General features: G+C 51.1%; 16 protein-coding genes. 10 read left to right on the forward strand and 6 right to left on the reverse strand.

What is annotated here, in order from left to right:
- The first annotated feature begins 440 nt into the window (after positions 1–440).
- Positions 441–1,040, forward strand: coding sequence for an FKBP-type peptidyl-prolyl cis-trans isomerase (locus B051_RS0110635; protein WP_018478186.1), 600 nt, complete (start codon positions 441–443; stop codon positions 1,038–1,040).
- A gap of 71 nt (positions 1,041–1,111) precedes the next feature.
- Here the strand turns inward: B051_RS0110635 and B051_RS0110640 are convergent, their stop codons facing one another.
- Complete coding sequence (locus B051_RS0110640) at positions 1,112–1,609, reverse strand: hypothetical protein (RefSeq protein WP_018478187.1); 498 nt, start codon at positions 1,607–1,609, stop codon at positions 1,112–1,114.
- Between the two features lie 309 nt (positions 1,610–1,918).
- Here B051_RS0110640 and B051_RS0110645 point away from each other — a divergent pair, with 309 nt between their 5' ends.
- Positions 1,919–3,343: a Glu/Leu/Phe/Val family dehydrogenase gene (locus B051_RS0110645; protein WP_018478188.1), complete on the forward strand. Its 1,425-nt coding sequence runs from the start codon at positions 1,919–1,921 to the stop codon at positions 3,341–3,343.
- 32 nt (positions 3,344–3,375) lie between these two features.
- Here the strand turns inward: B051_RS0110645 and B051_RS0110650 are convergent, their stop codons facing one another.
- Positions 3,376–3,819 (reverse strand): hypothetical protein, encoded by a 444-nt coding sequence (locus B051_RS0110650; protein WP_018478189.1) that lies wholly within the window; start codon positions 3,817–3,819, stop codon positions 3,376–3,378.
- 252 nt (positions 3,820–4,071) lie between these two features.
- Between B051_RS0110650 and B051_RS0110655 the strand changes: the two genes are divergently transcribed.
- Positions 4,072–4,803, forward strand: coding sequence for an SIMPL domain-containing protein (locus B051_RS0110655; protein ID WP_018478190.1), 732 nt, complete (start codon positions 4,072–4,074; stop codon positions 4,801–4,803).
- Between the two features lie 96 nt (positions 4,804–4,899).
- Here B051_RS0110655 and B051_RS0110660 read toward each other — a convergent pair whose 3' ends face one another.
- Together B051_RS0110660 and B051_RS0110665 are read right to left on the reverse strand one after the other, a co-directional pair.
- Positions 4,900–6,702 (reverse strand): M61 family metallopeptidase, encoded by a 1,803-nt coding sequence (locus tag B051_RS0110660; RefSeq protein WP_033316777.1) that lies wholly within the window; start codon positions 6,700–6,702, stop codon positions 4,900–4,902.
- Between the two features lie 96 nt (positions 6,703–6,798).
- A complete protein-coding gene (locus B051_RS0110665; RefSeq protein ID WP_245539609.1) occupies positions 6,799–7,107 on the reverse strand; it encodes a hypothetical protein in 309 nt (102 codons plus the stop codon).
- A 355-nt stretch (positions 7,108–7,462) separates the two neighbouring features.
- Here B051_RS0110665 and B051_RS0110670 point away from each other — a divergent pair, with 355 nt between their 5' ends.
- The 3 genes from B051_RS0110670 to B051_RS0110680 all read left to right on the forward strand — a co-directional run bounded on the left by B051_RS0110670 (position 7,463) and on the right by B051_RS0110680 (position 9,619).
- Positions 7,463–8,068: a C40 family peptidase gene (locus B051_RS0110670; protein ID WP_018478194.1), complete on the forward strand. Its 606-nt coding sequence runs from the start codon at positions 7,463–7,465 to the stop codon at positions 8,066–8,068.
- A 104-nt stretch (positions 8,069–8,172) separates the two neighbouring features.
- Complete coding sequence (locus B051_RS0110675; RefSeq protein ID WP_018478195.1) at positions 8,173–8,547, forward strand: hypothetical protein; 375 nt, start codon at positions 8,173–8,175, stop codon at positions 8,545–8,547.
- 640 nt (positions 8,548–9,187) lie between these two features.
- Entirely contained in the window at positions 9,188–9,619 is a 432-nt protein-coding gene (locus B051_RS0110680) for a DUF2147 domain-containing protein (protein ID WP_026236330.1), read from the forward strand.
- A gap of 118 nt (positions 9,620–9,737) precedes the next feature.
- On the opposite strand, the gene B051_RS0110685 is transcribed toward B051_RS0110680, so the two are convergent.
- Positions 9,738–10,205: a hypothetical protein gene (locus B051_RS0110685; RefSeq protein ID WP_018478197.1), complete on the reverse strand. Its 468-nt coding sequence runs from the start codon at positions 10,203–10,205 to the stop codon at positions 9,738–9,740.
- Between the two features lie 478 nt (positions 10,206–10,683).
- On the opposite strand from B051_RS0110685, the gene B051_RS0110690 reads away from it, so the two are divergent.
- Positions 10,684–12,873: a gliding motility-associated C-terminal domain-containing protein gene (locus B051_RS0110690; RefSeq protein WP_018478198.1), complete on the forward strand. Its 2,190-nt coding sequence runs from the start codon at positions 10,684–10,686 to the stop codon at positions 12,871–12,873.
- A gap of 6 nt (positions 12,874–12,879) precedes the next feature.
- Here B051_RS0110690 and B051_RS0110695 read toward each other — a convergent pair whose 3' ends face one another.
- Positions 12,880–13,506 (reverse strand): cytochrome c oxidase subunit 3, encoded by a 627-nt coding sequence (locus B051_RS0110695; protein ID WP_026236331.1) that lies wholly within the window; start codon positions 13,504–13,506, stop codon positions 12,880–12,882.
- 325 nt (positions 13,507–13,831) lie between these two features.
- Between B051_RS0110695 and B051_RS0110700 the strand changes: the two genes are divergently transcribed.
- The 3 genes from B051_RS0110700 to B051_RS0110710 all read left to right on the forward strand — a co-directional run bounded on the left by B051_RS0110700 (position 13,832) and on the right by B051_RS0110710 (position 17,371).
- Entirely contained in the window at positions 13,832–14,407 is a 576-nt protein-coding gene (locus B051_RS0110700) for a hypothetical protein (protein WP_018478200.1), read from the forward strand.
- 21 nt (positions 14,408–14,428) lie between these two features.
- Positions 14,429–16,762 (forward strand): patatin-like phospholipase family protein, encoded by a 2,334-nt coding sequence (locus tag B051_RS0110705; protein WP_018478201.1) that lies wholly within the window; start codon positions 14,429–14,431, stop codon positions 16,760–16,762.
- A gap of 114 nt (positions 16,763–16,876) precedes the next feature.
- Positions 16,877–17,371 carry a DUF4920 domain-containing protein gene (locus tag B051_RS0110710; RefSeq protein WP_018478202.1) on the forward strand — a complete coding sequence of 165 codons (495 nt, stop codon included), beginning with the start codon at positions 16,877–16,879 and terminating at the stop codon, positions 17,369–17,371.
- The last annotated feature ends 83 nt before the right edge of the window (positions 17,372–17,454 follow it).

Consider the following 17,454-nt stretch of genomic DNA (forward strand, 5'->3'; position numbering starts at 1 on the left):
GAAATAATTACTTCCGCAAAATGCGGGCCATACAGGTCTCTATACCTACATTCTTCCAATTTTGGCAGAGAGTCTTTCAAAGGGCCTAGGTCTTAAATTTATCCTAAAAACGATGACAACCTTCATTGCTATATAGCGTTTAGGAAGTAGGTTTAACTCTTCAGGCAAAAACACCATGATGCGCATTACGACTATATCCTCGCTGCTGCTTATTGGCACCACATTCGGTTACCTCATGAAAGGATGGCTGACGCCAGGCGCGCTCGACATTGACCTCCACGAAGAAGATATTCATCTATATCTCTAGACTTGTGAACGTTGTTTTGATAGCGGAAAAGCAGGCCTCCGGTCTGCTTTTCTGTTTTACAGGAGGGGCTGTTTAGGTTAATCCCGCCTGAAGCCGTACTTTTATACTTTGTATCCATCATTAAACTACCTACATGACATTACAGGAAAAGATAAGCTACATTATTGGCCGCGATATGGCAGCCAACCTGAAAAAACAGGGAATTGAAATCCAGGCCGAGCCATTCATGAAAGGTTTGAAAGAAGTGCTGGCAGGACAGCCCTCCTCTCTATCGGAGCAGGAAGTGCAGCAGGCCATGATGCAGCTTCAGCAGGAGATGACGCAGAATCAAGGCGCTAAAGGCTCTGAGAACCAGAAAAAAGGGGAAGCGTTCCTGGCTGAGAACAAGGGCAAAGAAGGTGTGAAGACATTGCCGAGCGGGCTCCAATACCAGGTGCTGCAGGAAGGCACCGGCAAGTCGCCAGCTGCTTCCGACAAGGTAACCACCCACTACCACGGCACACTCATTGACGGCACCGTATTCGACTCCAGCTATGAGCGGGGACAGCCTGCCACCTTCCCGGTGAATGGCGTGATTGCAGGCTGGACAGAAGCCTTGCAACTGATGAAAGAAGGCGCTAAGTGGAGGCTTTTCATCCCGTCTAACCTAGCCTATGGCTCACAAGGAGCCGGCGACGTGATAGGACCGAACACAACGTTGATATTTGATGTAGAGCTGATTTCAGTTCATTAATCTTCCTTAACGAAGCGGGGGTATGGCTGTACAGCCATACCCCCGCTTCATTTTGATAGTGGCCTATACCTCTACATACTAGCCACTTTCATATCAGTAGTTGACATTTCATGTAGCCAACGGCGGCTCTCCTCCCGGTATAGGAAGTGGTTCAGGATTAAAAAGTTCTCTCCATCCATCATCTCATCCCCGTCAATTTCGTGTACCAAGCTGTTGTAGGCAAACACTGGCATGATGATGGCGATGAAGACATTCTTCTGCACAGCGCGCAGCACCTCCGGGAAAATGTATTTGAAAACCCATTGCTGGTCCTCCTTCTCAATAGTTACCCGTTGCTGCAGGTCCATCACCCATTTCTGGGGTTTGTACACATGCACCATGTACATGATGTGCGCATAGCCTTGCCTAAGCTCCACCGAAGTCACTTTACCGCTCCACTTTATATACAAGGTCTCCTCCTCCTGGTTATAACTCAGCGTCAGGTTCTCCTGCAGCACCTTCCTCTCCAAATCGCTTACAGTGAAATGTTTACTGAAGGCAGTAGTGCCTTTTAGATTGTCTGTGAACATACAAATATGAGTAAACGCCTTGTAAAGGCTTTGTTTAGTTAGATTGGCTTAGTTCTATACCATGGCAGCAACTGCAGTCAGGGTATAGGCAAAGATGCGATTAACACTTCAATATTACAAGAAATAATAAAACTAAATATGGAAATATAGAATAACCAGCAGCTAATTAACTCGCTAGCAGGTGGTAGACTGTGGCATAGGTTCTATCTGTAAACAGCTGTAGCGTTAGCACGGCACCTCCTATAGAACAAAACAGGCTGCCAGCCGTTCTAAAGTCATTTAGTGCATTCACCAAAATTCTATACTTGTATGGCAAACACCCAAAATGAAGGCAAGAAATTCCTGGACAGCGTGCATCAGTTCTTCGACCACGCTGCCAGCTTTTCGAGACTTGACCCAGGTATACTCGCGCAGATAAAGACCTGCAACAGTGTTTACAAAGTATCGTTTCCTGTTGAGATTGATGGGAAAATCGAAGTATTTGAGGGAATACGTGTACAGCATAGTCACCACAAACTCCCGTCAAAAGGTGGTATCCGTTTCAGCATGCAGGTAGACGAGGACGAGGTGAAAGCACTGGCCACGCTGATGACGTTCAAATGCGCCGTGGTGGACGTTCCTTTCGGAGGCGCCAAGGGAGGTGTGAAGATTAACCCACGCACCAGCTCCGTCAAGACGCTGGAGAAAGTGACCCGTCGCTATGCCGCTGAGCTCATCAAGAAGAACCTCATTGGCCCAGGTATGGATGTACCGGCTCCTGACTATGGCACAGGTAGCCGTGAAATGGCCTGGATTGCCGATACTTATCAGGCACTCAAGTATGGCGAGACCAATGGCCTGGGCTGTGTGACCGGAAAACCGGTTGGGCAGGGTGGCATTAGGGGGCGCGCCGAGGCTACCGGTCTGGGCGTCTATTATGGCATCCGGGAGGCGCTGGCCGATACTGACATGCTGAAAAGCACCGGCATCAACGGCAATACCATGGAAGGCAAGCGCATTATTGTGCAGGGTCTGGGGAATGTTGGCTACAACGCTGCGCACTTCTGTCAGCAGGACGGGGCCATCATCATAGGTATAGCAGAGCGGGAAGGCGGTATCTACAACTCCAACGGCATTGATGTGGCTGAGGCCTTCAAACACCGCACCGAGACGGGCTCCATCCTGAACTTCGGCAACGCGAAAAACTTCGAGAACTCTGCCGCGCTGCTGGAGGAAGAATGCGACATCCTAATACCGGCCGCACTCGAGAACCAAATTCATGCCGACAACGCCGGACGCATCAAAGCGAAGATTGTGGCCGAAGGTGCCAACGGCCCGGTAACCCGTGACGCTGAGAAAGTCATGCTCCAGAATGGCATTATCATCATACCTGACCTGTATATCAACGCAGGTGGCGTAACGGTATCCTACTTTGAATGGCTCAAGAACCTATCCAACGTGCGTTTCGGGCGCATGGGCAAGCGCGCGGAAGAAGCCAGCCACCGCCGACTGGTGAACGCCATCGAGAGTTCCTCTGGCAAGAGCCTGACGGCAACGGAACGAAGCCTGCTCATTCAAGGTGCGGACGAGATTAGCCTGGTCCGCTCCGGCCTGGAGGACACCATGATAAACGCCTACCATGAGATACGGGGTGTGATGATTAAAAAGAATATAGAAGATATGCGGACGGCCGCTTTCCTTTCGGCCATCGAGAAGATTGGGGTGAGCTACGAGGCGCTGGGAATCTTCCCGTAAACTGAAGACGAGATATATAGAAAACTAGTGAGTCAGGACGTTGCCGAGAGTGCGAAGTCCTGACTCTCTTGCATATAGGCAATCCAATCCCAAGCTTCGTCCGGGTTCGTGAAGTAGTTGAAGTGGATGAACTCGTGCAGGGGCAGGAGTTGCGTTGCGACATAATTGCTGACCAAAGCTTTGAAATGGCCTTCAGAGAAAACCACCGCGGCATAAATATCCGACTGTATGCAGTCAAACACTTTTGGATAGTATTCGGCGTTCAACCAAGCTTCCTGCTCTGAATCAAAGGGGCCACTCTGCGAGATGTCAGTGCAGTAAAAGCAAATACGAGGGTTGTTCTTCACAAACTGCAGCACCTGCCAATACACGTCAACAAACTGCTGTGTGTCTGGCTTCGTCTTCCATTTTATGAAAAGGGCCTCCGGTTTCCTTGAATACGTTATGCTAGCAAAGCATGTCTCGCTTATGACCATGCAACTAATAGGCAGATGTCTTGTAAATTAAATATTCGAAATATAAAATATATTTAAATAACTCACAAGACCTAACACACCTAAATCACTTAAAATCAATACAAATCACTTTACCCTTAAAATTGTGCTGGAATATTGAAGTTTGGAACTAGCATACAAGCGATACACTTGCACTTTTTATTTTACTGTTTATTTGAATCACAAACTTTATATTTTTGTGCAGTATACCTAGAGAGACTCTACTCAACCAACATGAAAAACAACAACGCCTTCGTACTACCGGCAGCCATTGTGGGGTTGAGCCTGCTGCTGTGCATGCTGCTTTTCGTCACTTTCTGGAGCAAGCGCGGCAAGGAGAACCAAACCATCACGGTGACCGGCTCTGCCAAGCGCGAAATAGTCTCTGACTTTGGCATACTGCGCGGCAATGTGCAAGCCAGTGCCCCTACCGCCGACGAGGCCTACCAAAGCCTGTTGCGTCAGCGGCCCCTTGTGATTGCTTATCTGAAAAAGGCGGGATTTGGGGAGGAAAGCATCGACCTGACCACCATCAACCTCAACCCCATCTATGAGATGAGCAGCCAGGGTTTTCAAACCAGTAATATCATACGCTACCAGGGCAACCAGATGATTGAGGTGCGCTCTAATAACGTAAACAAAATAAAGGAGGTATCGCTGAGCATAACGGAACTCGTCAGCCAGGGAGTGGACTTCTCGGTGATGCCGCCGGAATATTATTATTCCAAACTGGCGGACCTGAAAATAGAGATACAGGCCGATGCTGCCAAAGATGCCCTAAACCGTGCCCAGAAAATAGCCGAGGCTACCGGAAGCCAATTGGGGCCCATCAGCAATGCCCGGATGGGGGTGCTGCAAATCACGCCTGTCAACTCCAATCTGGTATCTGATTATGGTATAAACGATGTCAGCTCCATAGAAAAGGAAATCACGGCCGTGGTCAATGCCTCTTTCCGGCTCGACTGAGATAATGCTATACCTGAAAACGAAGCGGCAGCACCTGATTTGGTGCTGCCGCTTCGTTTTCAGGTATAGCCCAACTTTTCCAGGTATGGTTCTGGATTATACTTCTTTCAGTTTGAGCCATTTGCTGTAGATTTTCTGCTGCAGGGCAGTTGGGTTCTCCACACGCTCCAAGCGGTAGCGCACGTTCTTGTCCTCCACAATAGGCACCTCTAGCGTTAGCAGTTTGCCGTCGCGGCTCACCGTCACGGGCAGTTTCTCTCCTATGGCGCGGCCACTGATGAGGGGTTTGATGTCATCTTCTACACGGTAGCCATCTATGGCGATGATTTCATCGTTCACGTTAAGACCGCCCTCCCAGGCACTGCTGCCACGCGAGACGCTCTTTATGACCATCCGGCCGTTTTCCATGGCCGTGCCGGCGCCCCAGTTTAGGTTCAGCACATCTTTGTTCAGGTCTACCAGTCGCAGGCCAGCCGCCTCAAAGTAGCTGTTGTAGTCAGGGGTTCTGGTGCCGTGGATGTAGTCACGGAAGAAGTCGTCGAACTTCTTGCCAGCCGCACGCTCCAAAGCCTCTTTGAACTCCTGCTCCGTAAAGGCACGGTCCAGCTTTTTGTAGTAGCGGTCATACATGTAGCGCATCACATCGTCCAGGCTCTTCTCCCCTTTCGTCGACTTCATGATTTCCATGTTCAGCAGCTGGCCCATCACGCCCCCTTTGGTGTAGTAGGAAACTTCCGCGTTGTTGGAGTTCTCGTTGCGGCGGTAGTACTTAATCCATGCGTCGAAGCTGGACTCGCTCACCGACTGTATCTTGTTCCCGGGTGTGTTCTCCACCGAACTGATGCTGCCGGCAACAACGTCCAGGTAGCGCTGTGGCTCCATAAGTCCCGCTCGGCGTGTAATTAAGTCATCGTAGTAACTGGTGATGCCCTCCGACACCCACAGTAGGCGAGTGTAGTTCTCTTTGTCATAGTCGAAGGGTCCAAGCGGCGCCGGCCGGAGGCGCTTCACGTTCCAGAGGTGGAAATACTCGTGCGCCACCAGGCTCATGAAATTGGTATAGCCTGTCTCGGTGCCATAGTTCCAGCGGCTGGTCTGCAGCGTGGTAGAATTGAGGTGCTCCAGTCCGCCTCCACCCTTGTGCAGGTTGTGCACGATGAATACGTAGCGGTCGACGGGCAGTTCACCCATCAGGCTGATGCACTCCTCCACCACCTTTTTCATATCGGCCAGCAGGCGCTTTGGCTCATAGTTGCCTTCGTCGTACATGGCTACTTCATGCGGCACACCGCCCGCCTCGAAAAAAAGCACTTCATGGTTTCCTATCTCCAGCGGCGAATCGGCCAGCACATCATAGTTAGGGAAGGTATAGGTATAGGTGCCGGTGCTCTTCAGGCCGGTAGACACTTTTTTCCAGTCTTTGTAGGGCTGCACGACTAAAGTACCACTTTGGTTCTGAAAACCATCCGGATACATGAACATGCTGGTGCCGTTCACATAACCGTGGGCAGCGTCCAGAAAACTGGTGCGCACGCTCATCTCGAAGGCGTACACATTGTATTTCACCCGCACCGCGTCAGCCTTGTTGCTATACACGCGCCAGGTGTTCTTGTCTATCTTTTCAGAACGAAGGGTTATGCCAGCTTTGTCAGTGGCCGTGAAGCTGTCTACATTCTTGGCGAACTCCCGCACCAGGTATGACCCCGGAGCCCAGACAGGCATTTTATAGTCGATGTGGTTTTTACGCGCACCGGTCAGTTCTACCTCCACCTGAAAGTAATGGGTGTGCGGCTCTGGCATGGAAAGTGTGTACTTCAGGTCAGCGGCGAGTGCCGCGACCGTATTGCAGCATAAGAAGATTAAAAGAAGGAAAAGGATGAATTGCTTTTGTTTAAGCATGCGATATAGGGAGTTTAGTGAAAGCTTGAGGCATTTTACAACAAAAACCGTGCTTTTCAAAATCCCTGCCCTGCTCAGGGCGATGCAATGAGCGCCTCAGGCGCAGTTGGCCTGCCTACCGTCCAGCCAGGCGACAGCGTCTTCCAAATGGCAAAAGGTGTTCATGATGATGAAGGAGTTGTAGCTCTTCAGTCCCAGTAGCCCGGACTCATTGACCCGCTGTGCGTAACAGCGCTCCGACAGCACCACGGCGATGTAGTTGTCGGCGCCCAGGTACATCATAATCTGAGGGAATAATTGCAGTTGCACCCAAGTTTCCTCCTCCTCGCTCAGCTCCCCTATCTGGCGTACGTCCAGCAGCCATTGCTTGACCCGGTGCCGCCGCGCATACTCAAGTGCCAACATCAGACCCTTTCTGAAATCCGCTGAATTCAGGGTATGCTCACACTGGAGCAACAGCCTCCTTTCCGCCACACTATGCTCAATCCTACAAGAGTCTGATTTGTATACCTCCATTCTGGCTACCTCTAAAGAATATTACAAAGTTATAAATATTATACTAATATATAATATAATTATACCAAATTATAATATTACTTGGCAGCATTTAGATGAATAGCTAAAATAAAGGGATGAACAGGTCCACTATACCTGTCAAGCGCCGGTTGCCGTTTTCGATAGGGGCGGAATGTTGAGGTAATTTGGAAAGTGTGGCACGATATTCTCATGTAAGTTGTTGAGAACTAAACCCGAAACTGCTATGAAAAAGATATTCTTATTATTTGCTGCTCCCGTTGTCCTGTTGTTATTATGGCTGACGCTGGCTCCTGGCCAAGTCGCTGGACCTTCTCCCGAAGCTACTCCTGTATACCTGACAGCTGCCATAACTGAGCCTCAGGCAGAACAACCCATTAAAGCCAACAAAAGAGATTCCAGGAAAGCAAAAGCCGATGTGCAGCAATGGTACGCTGCCAAGTCAGCCGATTCCGAACCGTTGGTGTCGTACGCCCTGGGCCTGATTGGAAGCCCTTACGTGTATGGCGGCACCAGTCCAAATGGCTTTGACTGCTCTGGCTTCACCTCGCACGTCTTTAAAGAATTCGGGGTGCCGGTGACGCGTTCATCTGGAACACAGTCACAAGATGGTATATCGGTGGAGCGGGAAGACGCGCAGCCGGGTGATTTGGTGATTTTCACTGGCACCAATGAGGAGGTGCGTGAGCCGGGTCATGTTGGCATTGTCATCTCTGAGCCAGGCGATACCATTTCTTTTGTGCATTCGTCATCGAACGGAGGCGTGAAGATTAGCCAGGTGGAAGGCACTGGTTACGAGGACCGCTTCCTGGATATCAGGCGTGTGCTCTAATAACAGCCTGACTTAACTTTGTAACACCCTCTTTACGTAATATACACTATATAGCAGGACAGGTGTAACGCCTGTCCGATTCTTTTCATTAAAAGACTTGCTCTATGGTGCATCCCTATGTTGCCAATACCATCAATGGCCTGGTGCTTCTACTAGGCGGTTTTATCGCTTACGTCCTGGTTCCTGAGCGTGGGCTGGCACTGCTTCTAGCGCCCGCTTTCGGTGTGTTGCTCCTGGCCTGCACCTATCATCTGCGCAAACACAACCGCTTCGTTTTCCACACCGTGACGGCACTCACCTTGCTGGTTGGATTCGTGCTGATAGTGCACATCAATCCGGATACATTTGAATGGAATGCTGAGAATGTGCTATACCTGCTGCTGGGAGTGAGTTGCTTCCTGGCTGTGCTTTCCTTTGTGGCCACATTCGTGCAAGAGCGCAGGCTGAAAAACAACACCGTGTACAAAGAGGATTTATAAGGTATAGCCAAAAGAAAAAGCGCCTGATGTAGCCCGTCAAGTTACATCAAGCGCTTTATGAATCCTTCAAATCTTAACAAGCGGCGCCCTGTTTTGCAGCAGCACCATCACTGAAGACCAAAGGTAATAATTACTGCATAAGCAGTAGCTAATCACTGCTTACTAAGCCAGTTCACTGTTGAGGTGAACACTATTACCAAGGCTTACTAAGACGACTGATGGATTAGACATAGCACCTCCTTTCTCTTTAGTCCGACATGAACCCTGCGCTTTTGGCCGACTATGTTAGTGGCTGCCGGAGCAGAGCCGTAGCACTCGCTACATAACTGATAGTATAAAGATAAATGAACGCAGATAAGTTCACAAGGTTTGGCACTTATTTTTACCTCTTTTATCTGTGTCACTTCCTGCATTTCTGATTCTATGACTACCAGAATCCTGCTAAAAAGCACAGTGATTTTATTATCAGTAAGTTAACCTTTCTACAGCAATTGCATCAACTAGGCATGAGTATTGATAAGTACTAGACCAAAGCCCATACCTATAGTAGGTTTTATGAAAATCGACTGAAGTCAGGTTGTGGTTGAAAAATGAATTATTTTATCTATATTTCGTTACTCATATCAACAAACAAACCAACATGAAAAAGCACCTGTTAACTCTTGCCGTGCTTATGCTCTTTTCTACTGTAGCATGGGCTCAGAAAATGTCGCCAGTGGGAACCTGGACAAACGAGGAGGGCAAAGCCCGCTTCGAGATTTACGAATGTGGCACCAAGCTATGTGGTAAAATCGTTTCCCTGAAAGAGCCTATGCGCAACGGAAAACCAAAACTGGACGACAACAATCCTGACAAGAAGCTGCGCAACCGTCCGTTGCAAGGACTGGTGTTCCTGCAGGGCTTTGAATACGATGGTGACAACAAGTGGGATGAGGGCACTATCTATGACCCCGAGAGCGGCAAGACCTACTCCTGCTACATGAAAATGAACGGCAAAGACAAGATGGAGGTGAAAGGCTATATTGGCATCTCACTCATAGGCAGGTCGCAGAACTGGACGCGCGTTAACTAAGCATATAATTTCTACAAACGAAAAGGGCTGGCCACATGTGGCCAGCCCTTTTCGTTTGTGATAACCTGATGGGTCAGCTTTCTTTCAGAATACGCGCCTTAGCACGTACCTGAAGATCTTAGAACACCTGCAGTACTTTGTACTCTTTGTCTCTGAACACGAAGGTCTCGCCGGTAGTTTTGCCGGCCATGGCCTTGTAGAGCGGGGACATACCCGAGATGGCATAGAACGACTCCCCTTCCACTTTGAGTTCGCCCAAGCTCACGCCTATAAAGTAATTCTGCAGTTCCGTCATGACCACGGCGCCAAGCGACACCTCCCGGTTCTCCCGGGTGGCGTTCACCCGTTTCAGAAGGCCCATCGTGGAAATGAGTTCATCGAGTTGTCTGGCGTACATGTCGCGCTGTATCTGGCAGGCCTCCCGGAAGGATTCAAATTTATCTTCAATGGCGCCGTGGTGCTCGTTGGCGCTCTCCTGCGCTTCGTCCATGGCTTCCTTGGCCGCTTGAATCTGCTGGTTCAGCACCTTGGTAGATTCCTGTAACAGCTTTTTCTTTAGTTCGAGTTCTTGTGTCAGCATGTTCATAGGTATAGCTTCAATGTTATAGTAAACCAGCCTACAGGTAAGCAGCGCATACCTCAGGTAGCTGTTCGATTTCTTAACTGAGCGTGCAAGTTATTGTTTTCATAGTCCTAACTTTTTTCAAGGGTAATTATTATATCCGCCTGAAAATTTATGTCAGTTAATAAGGTATTGTGTATGGGAGTGGCAATACTTAGAAGTCCGTATAACGTATTTCTGAGCCGAATGTTAGGGAGAAAATCAACCAATCTTTTGCTTTAGGAATCATACCTAAGATGACAGAAAACTAGTATAGAATTAGTTATAAATCATTAATAATCAGTCTGTATACTTCTTAAGCTATAATACCCCATAACTTAATTCTGCCTTTCATTCAATTTCTGCTATTCTAAAGCAGATATAGCTTTTGGATGACGTTACTAAATTTTCTATTAATCGTACTATCTACTATTGTTTCACCCTTTTCCTTTCTGCACATCACATGAGGCTACGTATACTCCTGCTGGTATTCCTGTTGCTGCTTAGCTTGAGGGGCTTTGCCACGCACATAGTGGGCGGAGAGTTTGAGATGGAACACCGGTCAGGCTTTACGTATCGCATCACTCTCAACCTTTACTTTGATGACATAAACGGCAGTCCCGGCGCCCTGGACCCCAGCATTCTGGTGCGTATATTCGACAAGCAAAGTAATAGGGTGCAGGGGGATGTGCGGCTGCCGCTGCGCTCCGACACCTACCTTACGTATACTGACATCGCTTGCACCACCGGCGAACTCCGTACCCGCAGGCTGGTGTACTACCAGGATGTCATCCTTCCGGCCAATGTTTTCAGTAGTCCACAAGGGTATTACATGGTGTGGGAGCGCTGCTGCCGCAACATGACCATCAACAACATCCAGTTTCCGGGTGAGGCTGCCCAGGCTTTCTACATGGAGTTCCCAGCTATTACATCTGGCGGAGTGCCCTTCGTCAATTCTTCTCCCAGGCTGTTCTCCCCGCTCAGCGACTATGCCTGCGCCAACGAGCTCTTCTACTATGATTTCAGTGGCACCGATACCGATGGCGATTCGCTGGTATACGACATGGTGACACCGCTTAACGGTTTCAGCAGCAGCGCCACCGGCAATGAAGCGCCTCTTCCCCGCCCGGGTCCTTACCCTGAAGTGAGGTGGCTGCCCGGGTATGGCAGCACGAATCAGATACAGGGTTCCCCTCCCATCCGCATCGAGGCGCAGACAGGGCGGCTGACCGTGCGGCCAGCGAGCAAAGGCCTGTTCGTGTTTGGCGTTCGGGTGCAGGAGTTCCGGAACGGCATCAAGATTGGGGAGGTGCGTCGCGACTTTCAGCTGCTTGTCAAAGACTGCCCGCGCAATGATACTCCGGCGGTAGTGGCCAAAGTAGCTGGACAGAAGAACCTCTACAGGCAGGGCGAGGTGCTGCGCATCACTCCGGACGATGCCCGTTGCCTGAACATTGTGTTTACTGATGCCGACCCCAGCTCCTCCCTCACGTTGTATGCGCGGCCAGTCAACTTCAACAGCAGCAACTATACCTTCAGTGGGGTGACTACGGGCGTGGTGAACACCACTTCTGTGTCTGACTCCTTGAAAGCCACCCTCTGCTTTGCCGAGTGTTTTGATACGGAAGGCAAGGTATACCGGCTGGACCTGATTGTGAAGGACAATGGCTGCAGTCTGCCCAAACAGGACACGCTGCAGGTCAGCTTCGTGATTGAGCCCATTCCCAACGCGCCGCCTACCATCAATCTCTCCAAACCAGACAGGGTGTTCTTTGTGGAGGAAGGGGATGTAATTGATTTCGATGTGCTGGGTTTTGACCCGGATGAGGAAGAGGTCACTCTCTCCGCCGCCGGCAAGGACTTTGACATCAAAACGCATCAGATTGAATTTGAGAACCGCAGCGGCGTAGGTCGGGTAACGTCTCCCTTTTCGTGGCAGATAGATTGCCAGGCGCTGCAGAAAAAGTCATACCAGATAGAGTTCACCGTGACGTCTGTGGTGTGCGAGAAGCCTGTGACACGGACGGAACTGATAGAGGTGCGCACCAATTATCCGAACAACATACCTGTGCTGACTACGGACAAGGAGGTGCTGACATTTGAGCTGGAACTGAACGAGGCGTTTGAGGCGAAATTCAACGGCACGGACCTGGACCTGCACCAACTAGGTATGGCGGCGGCCGGTGAGGGCTTCACCCTGGAAGAGTTGGGCATGAAATTCACTTCCATTGGCGGCAATGGCACAGCGCAAGGGCTCTTCAGCTGGGTGGCCAATTGCAACGCTTTCAACCAGGAAGTCACGCGGGTGACATTTTTCCTGAAAGAGAACGCCTGCGTACCCTCCCCTGACCAAACCATCACGATGGAGTTCCGGGTGAAGGTGCCTAATCTCAATGCCTTTGTGCCTCCCAACATCTTCACACCAAACGGCGATGGGTTGAATGATTATTTTGAGGTGCCAGGTCTGCCAGCCGATGTCTGTACAGGCGCCTTCGACAACGTGAAAATCTACAACAGGTGGGGCAAGGAAGTCTTCGCGAGCACGAACACGAACTTCAAGTGGGACGGAAAAGGCGTGAATGACGGGGTTTACTTTTATGTGATAGACTACCGCTCTGAACGGTTCAAAGGTTCTGTGACGCTCGTACGCTAAGGAAGCTTAGGACATGAAGAGGATAACGAGGTAGAGCGACAGCCACAGCATACCCATGAAATGCCAGTAGCTACACAGCATGGAGAGCTGCAGTCGGCGGTAAGGGTCGCGTATGAAGATGAGGCTGCGCACGCCGTCGCTAGCCATGTGGCCCGTCTTGAAAAGCAGGAAAGCCAGGAAGATGATGCCACCCAGCAGGTGCAGCAGGTGCAAGGCCGAAATCAGGTATAGGTAGGTTCCAGACGCCTTATCGGTGAAGTTCGCCCCTGAATCGGACAGCTCGCGCCAGCCCAGCAGTTGCGCCCCGATGAAGGCGATGCTCAACCCGAAGGTAAAGCCCAGGTAGCGCGTCATCTTGTGCAGCTTGTCTTTCTTATAGATGCGGGGAATCTTGCTGATGGTATAGCTGCTGAAGAGCAGGAGAAGTGTGCTGATGCTGAAGAATTTAGGCAGACTGAACTGCTCGCTCTCAAAGCCACCGGTACGTATAAAGGCAATGACCAATATGAAGAAAAGCACCCCAATGCCAATCATGCTCAGGTATAGCAGCATGCGGATAGGGTGCATGTGCTCCATTTTGCCGAAGGCCGAACCTTGGCGGGAGTCTACTTTATTCTTTCTATCCTGATTCATGATTTGCCTTCTCCCGGAGCATCACCGGCCTGCCAGACGAGGACACTCAATTGCAATGGATTAAAGGTAATTTTTCTATATCTGTATACCTGTTCAGCCATGTTATAGTTTTGTAAATGCCCCACAAAAAAATTCACTTTGGCCCTTTCTCTCCCACCTGCCCACCTTTGGGATTATCTGCTGTCAGTTCGTGGCGGTAGCAGCGTGGCCTGACAGTAGCCTCAAATAGTATAAATAACAGAGGCCGAAGCAAAAAGCAATCGCTCGCTTTATCTTTCCTGCCTGTTTTGCGTTAGCAGGTATACACTCCTTGAATGCGCCAGGTATGCCAAAAGTTATACTCTCTTTTCTGCTGCTGCTGCTGCTGCTCCTCGCTCCGTGGGCGGAGGCCCAGCAGAACAGGACGCCCTATACCGCCAATAACACCATTCTGGTGAACATGGAAGGACAAACAGGCACGTATGACTACACTTCTGACAGGCTGCTGGTGCGCTACAACAAGGAAACCCGGAACCTGGAGTGCCTGCTCCCGCTCAGTTACCTGACGGCCGCCAACGACTCCACCCCCCTTGTGATGGCGCATGATGTGTTCTTCACTTCGCGCTTCCCCGAAATCTACATCCAGATAGAGGCGCCCATAGACAGGATAAACGCCGGCAAGCGGAGCCCGCAAACCATGAACAGTCGCCTTTTCATCAACATACAAGGTATAAACAAGGAAATCGTGACGCCGGTCACGTTCACCCCAGACCGGAACACCATCTCGTTCAGTAGCAGCTTCGAGGTGCTGCTCGATGACATGCGCCTGACCATACCGGCCAAGTACGTACCCATGCTCACCGGACGTATCGTTTTCACCATTCACAATGCACGCTGGGCCGACCTCAGAGGGGCCCGTTAAACGCTGGACATGCTTCACCCCATGGCTGACGATAAAAAACAGAGAACCAGGTATACCTACTGTCTCCGCCTGCTGACCACCCTACTTCTGCTGGTGGCCTGCACACAGGCCCCTGCCCAGAAGGTGGCGCTGGTGCTGAGTGGCGGAGGTGCCAAAGGCATAGCCCATGTGGGGGTGCTCAAGGCGCTGGAAGAAAACAACATCCCCATCGATTACATCGTGGGCACTTCCATGGGAGGTATAGTGGGGGCGCTGTATGCTGCCGGCTACTCTCCTTCTGAAATTGAGTATCTTATCAGCACGGAGGCTTTTCAGGCCTGGGCCACTGGCAAACCAGAGCAGAACTACCTGTACGACTTCTCCTCCCCCGACCACAACCCCGCGCTGCTGAAGCTCCACATCTCCTTCGACACCACCCTGCAGGCCAAATTGACTTCCAACCTGGTTAATGACGCCTCTCTCAACTTCGCGCTGGCGCAGCTGTTGTCACAGCCTGCGGCCCGGGCGGGTTATGATTTTGACAAACTGATGGTGCCCTACCGCTGCGTGGCTTCCGATATTTTCACGCAGCAACAGGTAGTGCTGCGAAAAGGCCAGCTGGCCGACGCGGTTCGGGCAACGCTCACGGTGCCGCTGTTCTTCAAGCCCATCCGCATTGAGAAGCGCCTGCTCTTCGATGGTGGGCTCTATAACAACTTCCCGGTGGATGTGGCGAAGAAAGATTTCAAACCGGACGTCATTATTGGGGTGAACGTATCCTCCAAGGTATACAGCGAGTACCCCTACGACAAAGACGAGTTCGACCTGGCCCACACCCTGATGTACGCCATGATGTCCAACTCCGACTCCACCGCCCTCAGCGACCGGGACGTATATCTGCAGCCTGATGTAGGCAACTTCACTTCCCTTGATTTCCATCAGGTCAGCGACCTGTTCGATGCCGGCTATGCCGAGGCCAGCGCCAAAATGGAGCAATTGAAATCCAAAATCAGCAGGCGCAGCTCCCAAGAGGAACTCGTCAGCAAGCGTGAGCGGTTTCGTAGCGGCTTTCAGCCCCACACCTTCCAGGACATCCAAATCCAAGGCCTGAAGGGGTACCAAAAAGGCTTTGTAGAGCGGTTTTTCAGGGGCGCCGAGGACGGCATTTATAGCATGCAGGAAATCAAGAAGGGCTATTACAGGCTGGCGGCCATCGACAAATTCAGATACCTATACCCTACCATGCGTTACAATGCTACTGGTGGGCATTACGACCTGCTGCTGGACGTGAAAAAAGAGGATGGCCTGAAACTTGAATTGGGCGGAGTGCTCGCCTCCCGACCCATCGACAACATCTTCGCGGGGGTCGAGTACAGCCTGCTCGGGCGGCAACTCTATACCTTCTCGGCGAACTTTCATACCGGGCGATTCTACCAGTCGGCCAATCTCCGTACCCGGGTGGATGTACCCGCTCGTATCCCTTTCTATGTGGAGCCAGCCTTCACCTACAATAACTGGAATTACCTTTCCACGGCCGGTTTCTTGATGGAGCGCAACAAGCTACCCTTCATCGAGCAGTCGGACCGGAGCTATGCCCTGAACCTGGGCTTTACCAACACCTATAAAGACAAGCTTGTACTGGGCACTGCTTTTGCCCAGACCATTGACCGCTACAGCAATCGCCTCGAAATCCTGAGTTCTGACACGCTCGACCGCACCGACACGGAAGCTTTTACAGTGGTGAGTTCGTTCCGGCGTGGGCAGCTCAACCGGCGGCAGTATGCCTCTTCTGGACGCATGTTCACCGCCACGGCCCGCTATGTGAACGCGACCGAAAGGCACGAACCGGGCTCTACGGCCACCGTTTGGGGTAACAGCACGCGGCAGCATGAGTGGTTTCTGGGCAGGCTGCTCTTCGAGGATTTCCACGGCAACAGCAGACACCGCTTCGGGTATAGGCTGGAAGGGGTGTTCTCCACATTGCCCTTCTTCCGGAATTACCGCTCCACCCTCACCGCTGCGCCTGCCTTCTACCCCCTCACCGACAGCAGGACATTGTTTCTGGACAAGTTCCGGGCACATCAATTCGTAGCCGGCGGTCTGCAGTACGTATACCTGGCCACTACCCGTCTCGAGTTCAGGGCGGAAGGCTATGTGTTCCAGCCCTACCGGCCCATCCGGCAAAACGAGGAGCAGCAGGCCTATTATGGCAAACCTCTCACTGGAACCGAACTGGCGGCTACGGCAGCCGTTGTGTTCCATGGCGTGTTGGGTCCTGTCGCCCTGAACCTTAACTACTACACCGACGATGCCAAAAGCTGGGGCGTACTGTTCCACATGGGCTTCCTGCTCTTCCAAAACCGGGCACTGGAGTAAACTTACTGCTAATCAGGTATAGACAATCCCGACCACGTTACTCCTATACCTTGCTGTGTATAGAAAATCTAAATTATTTGCTACATTTGGTCTTCAACCTAGAATCCAACCGTTATGAAAAAATTGCTTGCCCTTGCCTTGATAGCCGCTTCCTGCTATGGTTGCTCCCAAACCAAACCGGAAACCGAAGTGACTGAGGCGACAGAAGCCACTGCCAGCGAAAATACCTACGGTGCCGCCTTCGTGGAAGACAACGTGCTGACAGCATCGCAACTGCAGCAGGCCGTGACTGGGCAGGACTCCATACAGGCGACCGTTACGGCGGAGGTGGTGGAAAGCTGCCAGTCCAAAGGCTGCTGGATGGATGTGAAACTAGAGGACGGCAGCACCATGAAAGTGACTTTCCGCGACTATGGCTTCTTCCTGCCGGTAGAGGATTTGTCTGGCAAAACAGTCGTCTTCACCGGCACGGCCAAGCATGAGGTGATATCGGTAGAGGACCAGCGCCATTTCGCCGAAGACGCCGGAAAGTCAGCAGAAGCGATACAGGCTATCACCGCACCCAGAGAGGAACTCCGCTTCGTGGCCGACGGTGTGATACTGAAGTAATACCCAAAAATATTCAGGTATAGAAGGCTGCTCCCAAGGCAGTCTTTTTCTTTTTAACTGAGGCACATGGGCTTAGCAGGTAT

The organism is Pontibacter roseus DSM 17521, from assembly GCF_000373265.1.
GTDB classification, from domain to species: domain Bacteria; phylum Bacteroidota; class Bacteroidia; order Cytophagales; family Hymenobacteraceae; genus Pontibacter; species Pontibacter roseus.

Excerpts from the sequence above, each read along its gene's own strand:
- B051_RS0110635 (WP_018478186.1), top strand. The coding sequence starts at position 441 with ATGACATTACAGGAAAAGATAAGCTACATTATTGGCCGCGATATGGCA.
- B051_RS0110640 (WP_018478187.1), bottom strand. The coding sequence starts at position 1,609 with ATGTTCACAGACAATCTAAAAGGCACTACTGCCTTCAGTAAACATTTC.
- B051_RS0110645 (WP_018478188.1), top strand. The coding sequence starts at position 1,919 with ATGGCAAACACCCAAAATGAAGGCAAGAAATTCCTGGACAGCGTGCAT.
- B051_RS0110650 (WP_018478189.1), bottom strand. The coding sequence starts at position 3,819 with ATGGTCATAAGCGAGACATGCTTTGCTAGCATAACGTATTCAAGGAAA.
- B051_RS0110655 (WP_018478190.1), top strand. The coding sequence starts at position 4,072 with ATGAAAAACAACAACGCCTTCGTACTACCGGCAGCCATTGTGGGGTTG.
- B051_RS0110660 (WP_033316777.1), bottom strand. The coding sequence starts at position 6,702 with ATGCTTAAACAAAAGCAATTCATCCTTTTCCTTCTTTTAATCTTCTTA.
- B051_RS0110665 (WP_245539609.1), bottom strand. The coding sequence starts at position 7,107 with ATGTTGGCACTTGAGTATGCGCGGCGGCACCGGGTCAAGCAATGGCTG.
- B051_RS0110670 (WP_018478194.1), top strand. The coding sequence starts at position 7,463 with ATGAAAAAGATATTCTTATTATTTGCTGCTCCCGTTGTCCTGTTGTTA.
- B051_RS0110675 (WP_018478195.1), top strand. The coding sequence starts at position 8,173 with ATGGTGCATCCCTATGTTGCCAATACCATCAATGGCCTGGTGCTTCTA.
- B051_RS0110680 (WP_026236330.1), top strand. The coding sequence starts at position 9,188 with ATGAAAAAGCACCTGTTAACTCTTGCCGTGCTTATGCTCTTTTCTACT.
- B051_RS0110685 (WP_018478197.1), bottom strand. The coding sequence starts at position 10,205 with ATGAACATGCTGACACAAGAACTCGAACTAAAGAAAAAGCTGTTACAG.
- B051_RS0110690 (WP_018478198.1), top strand. The coding sequence starts at position 10,684 with ATGAGGCTACGTATACTCCTGCTGGTATTCCTGTTGCTGCTTAGCTTG.
- B051_RS0110695 (WP_026236331.1), bottom strand. The coding sequence starts at position 13,506 with ATGAATCAGGATAGAAAGAATAAAGTAGACTCCCGCCAAGGTTCGGCC.
- B051_RS0110700 (WP_018478200.1), top strand. The coding sequence starts at position 13,832 with ATGCCAAAAGTTATACTCTCTTTTCTGCTGCTGCTGCTGCTGCTCCTC.
- B051_RS0110705 (WP_018478201.1), top strand. The coding sequence starts at position 14,429 with ATGGCTGACGATAAAAAACAGAGAACCAGGTATACCTACTGTCTCCGC.
- B051_RS0110710 (WP_018478202.1), top strand. The coding sequence starts at position 16,877 with ATGAAAAAATTGCTTGCCCTTGCCTTGATAGCCGCTTCCTGCTATGGT.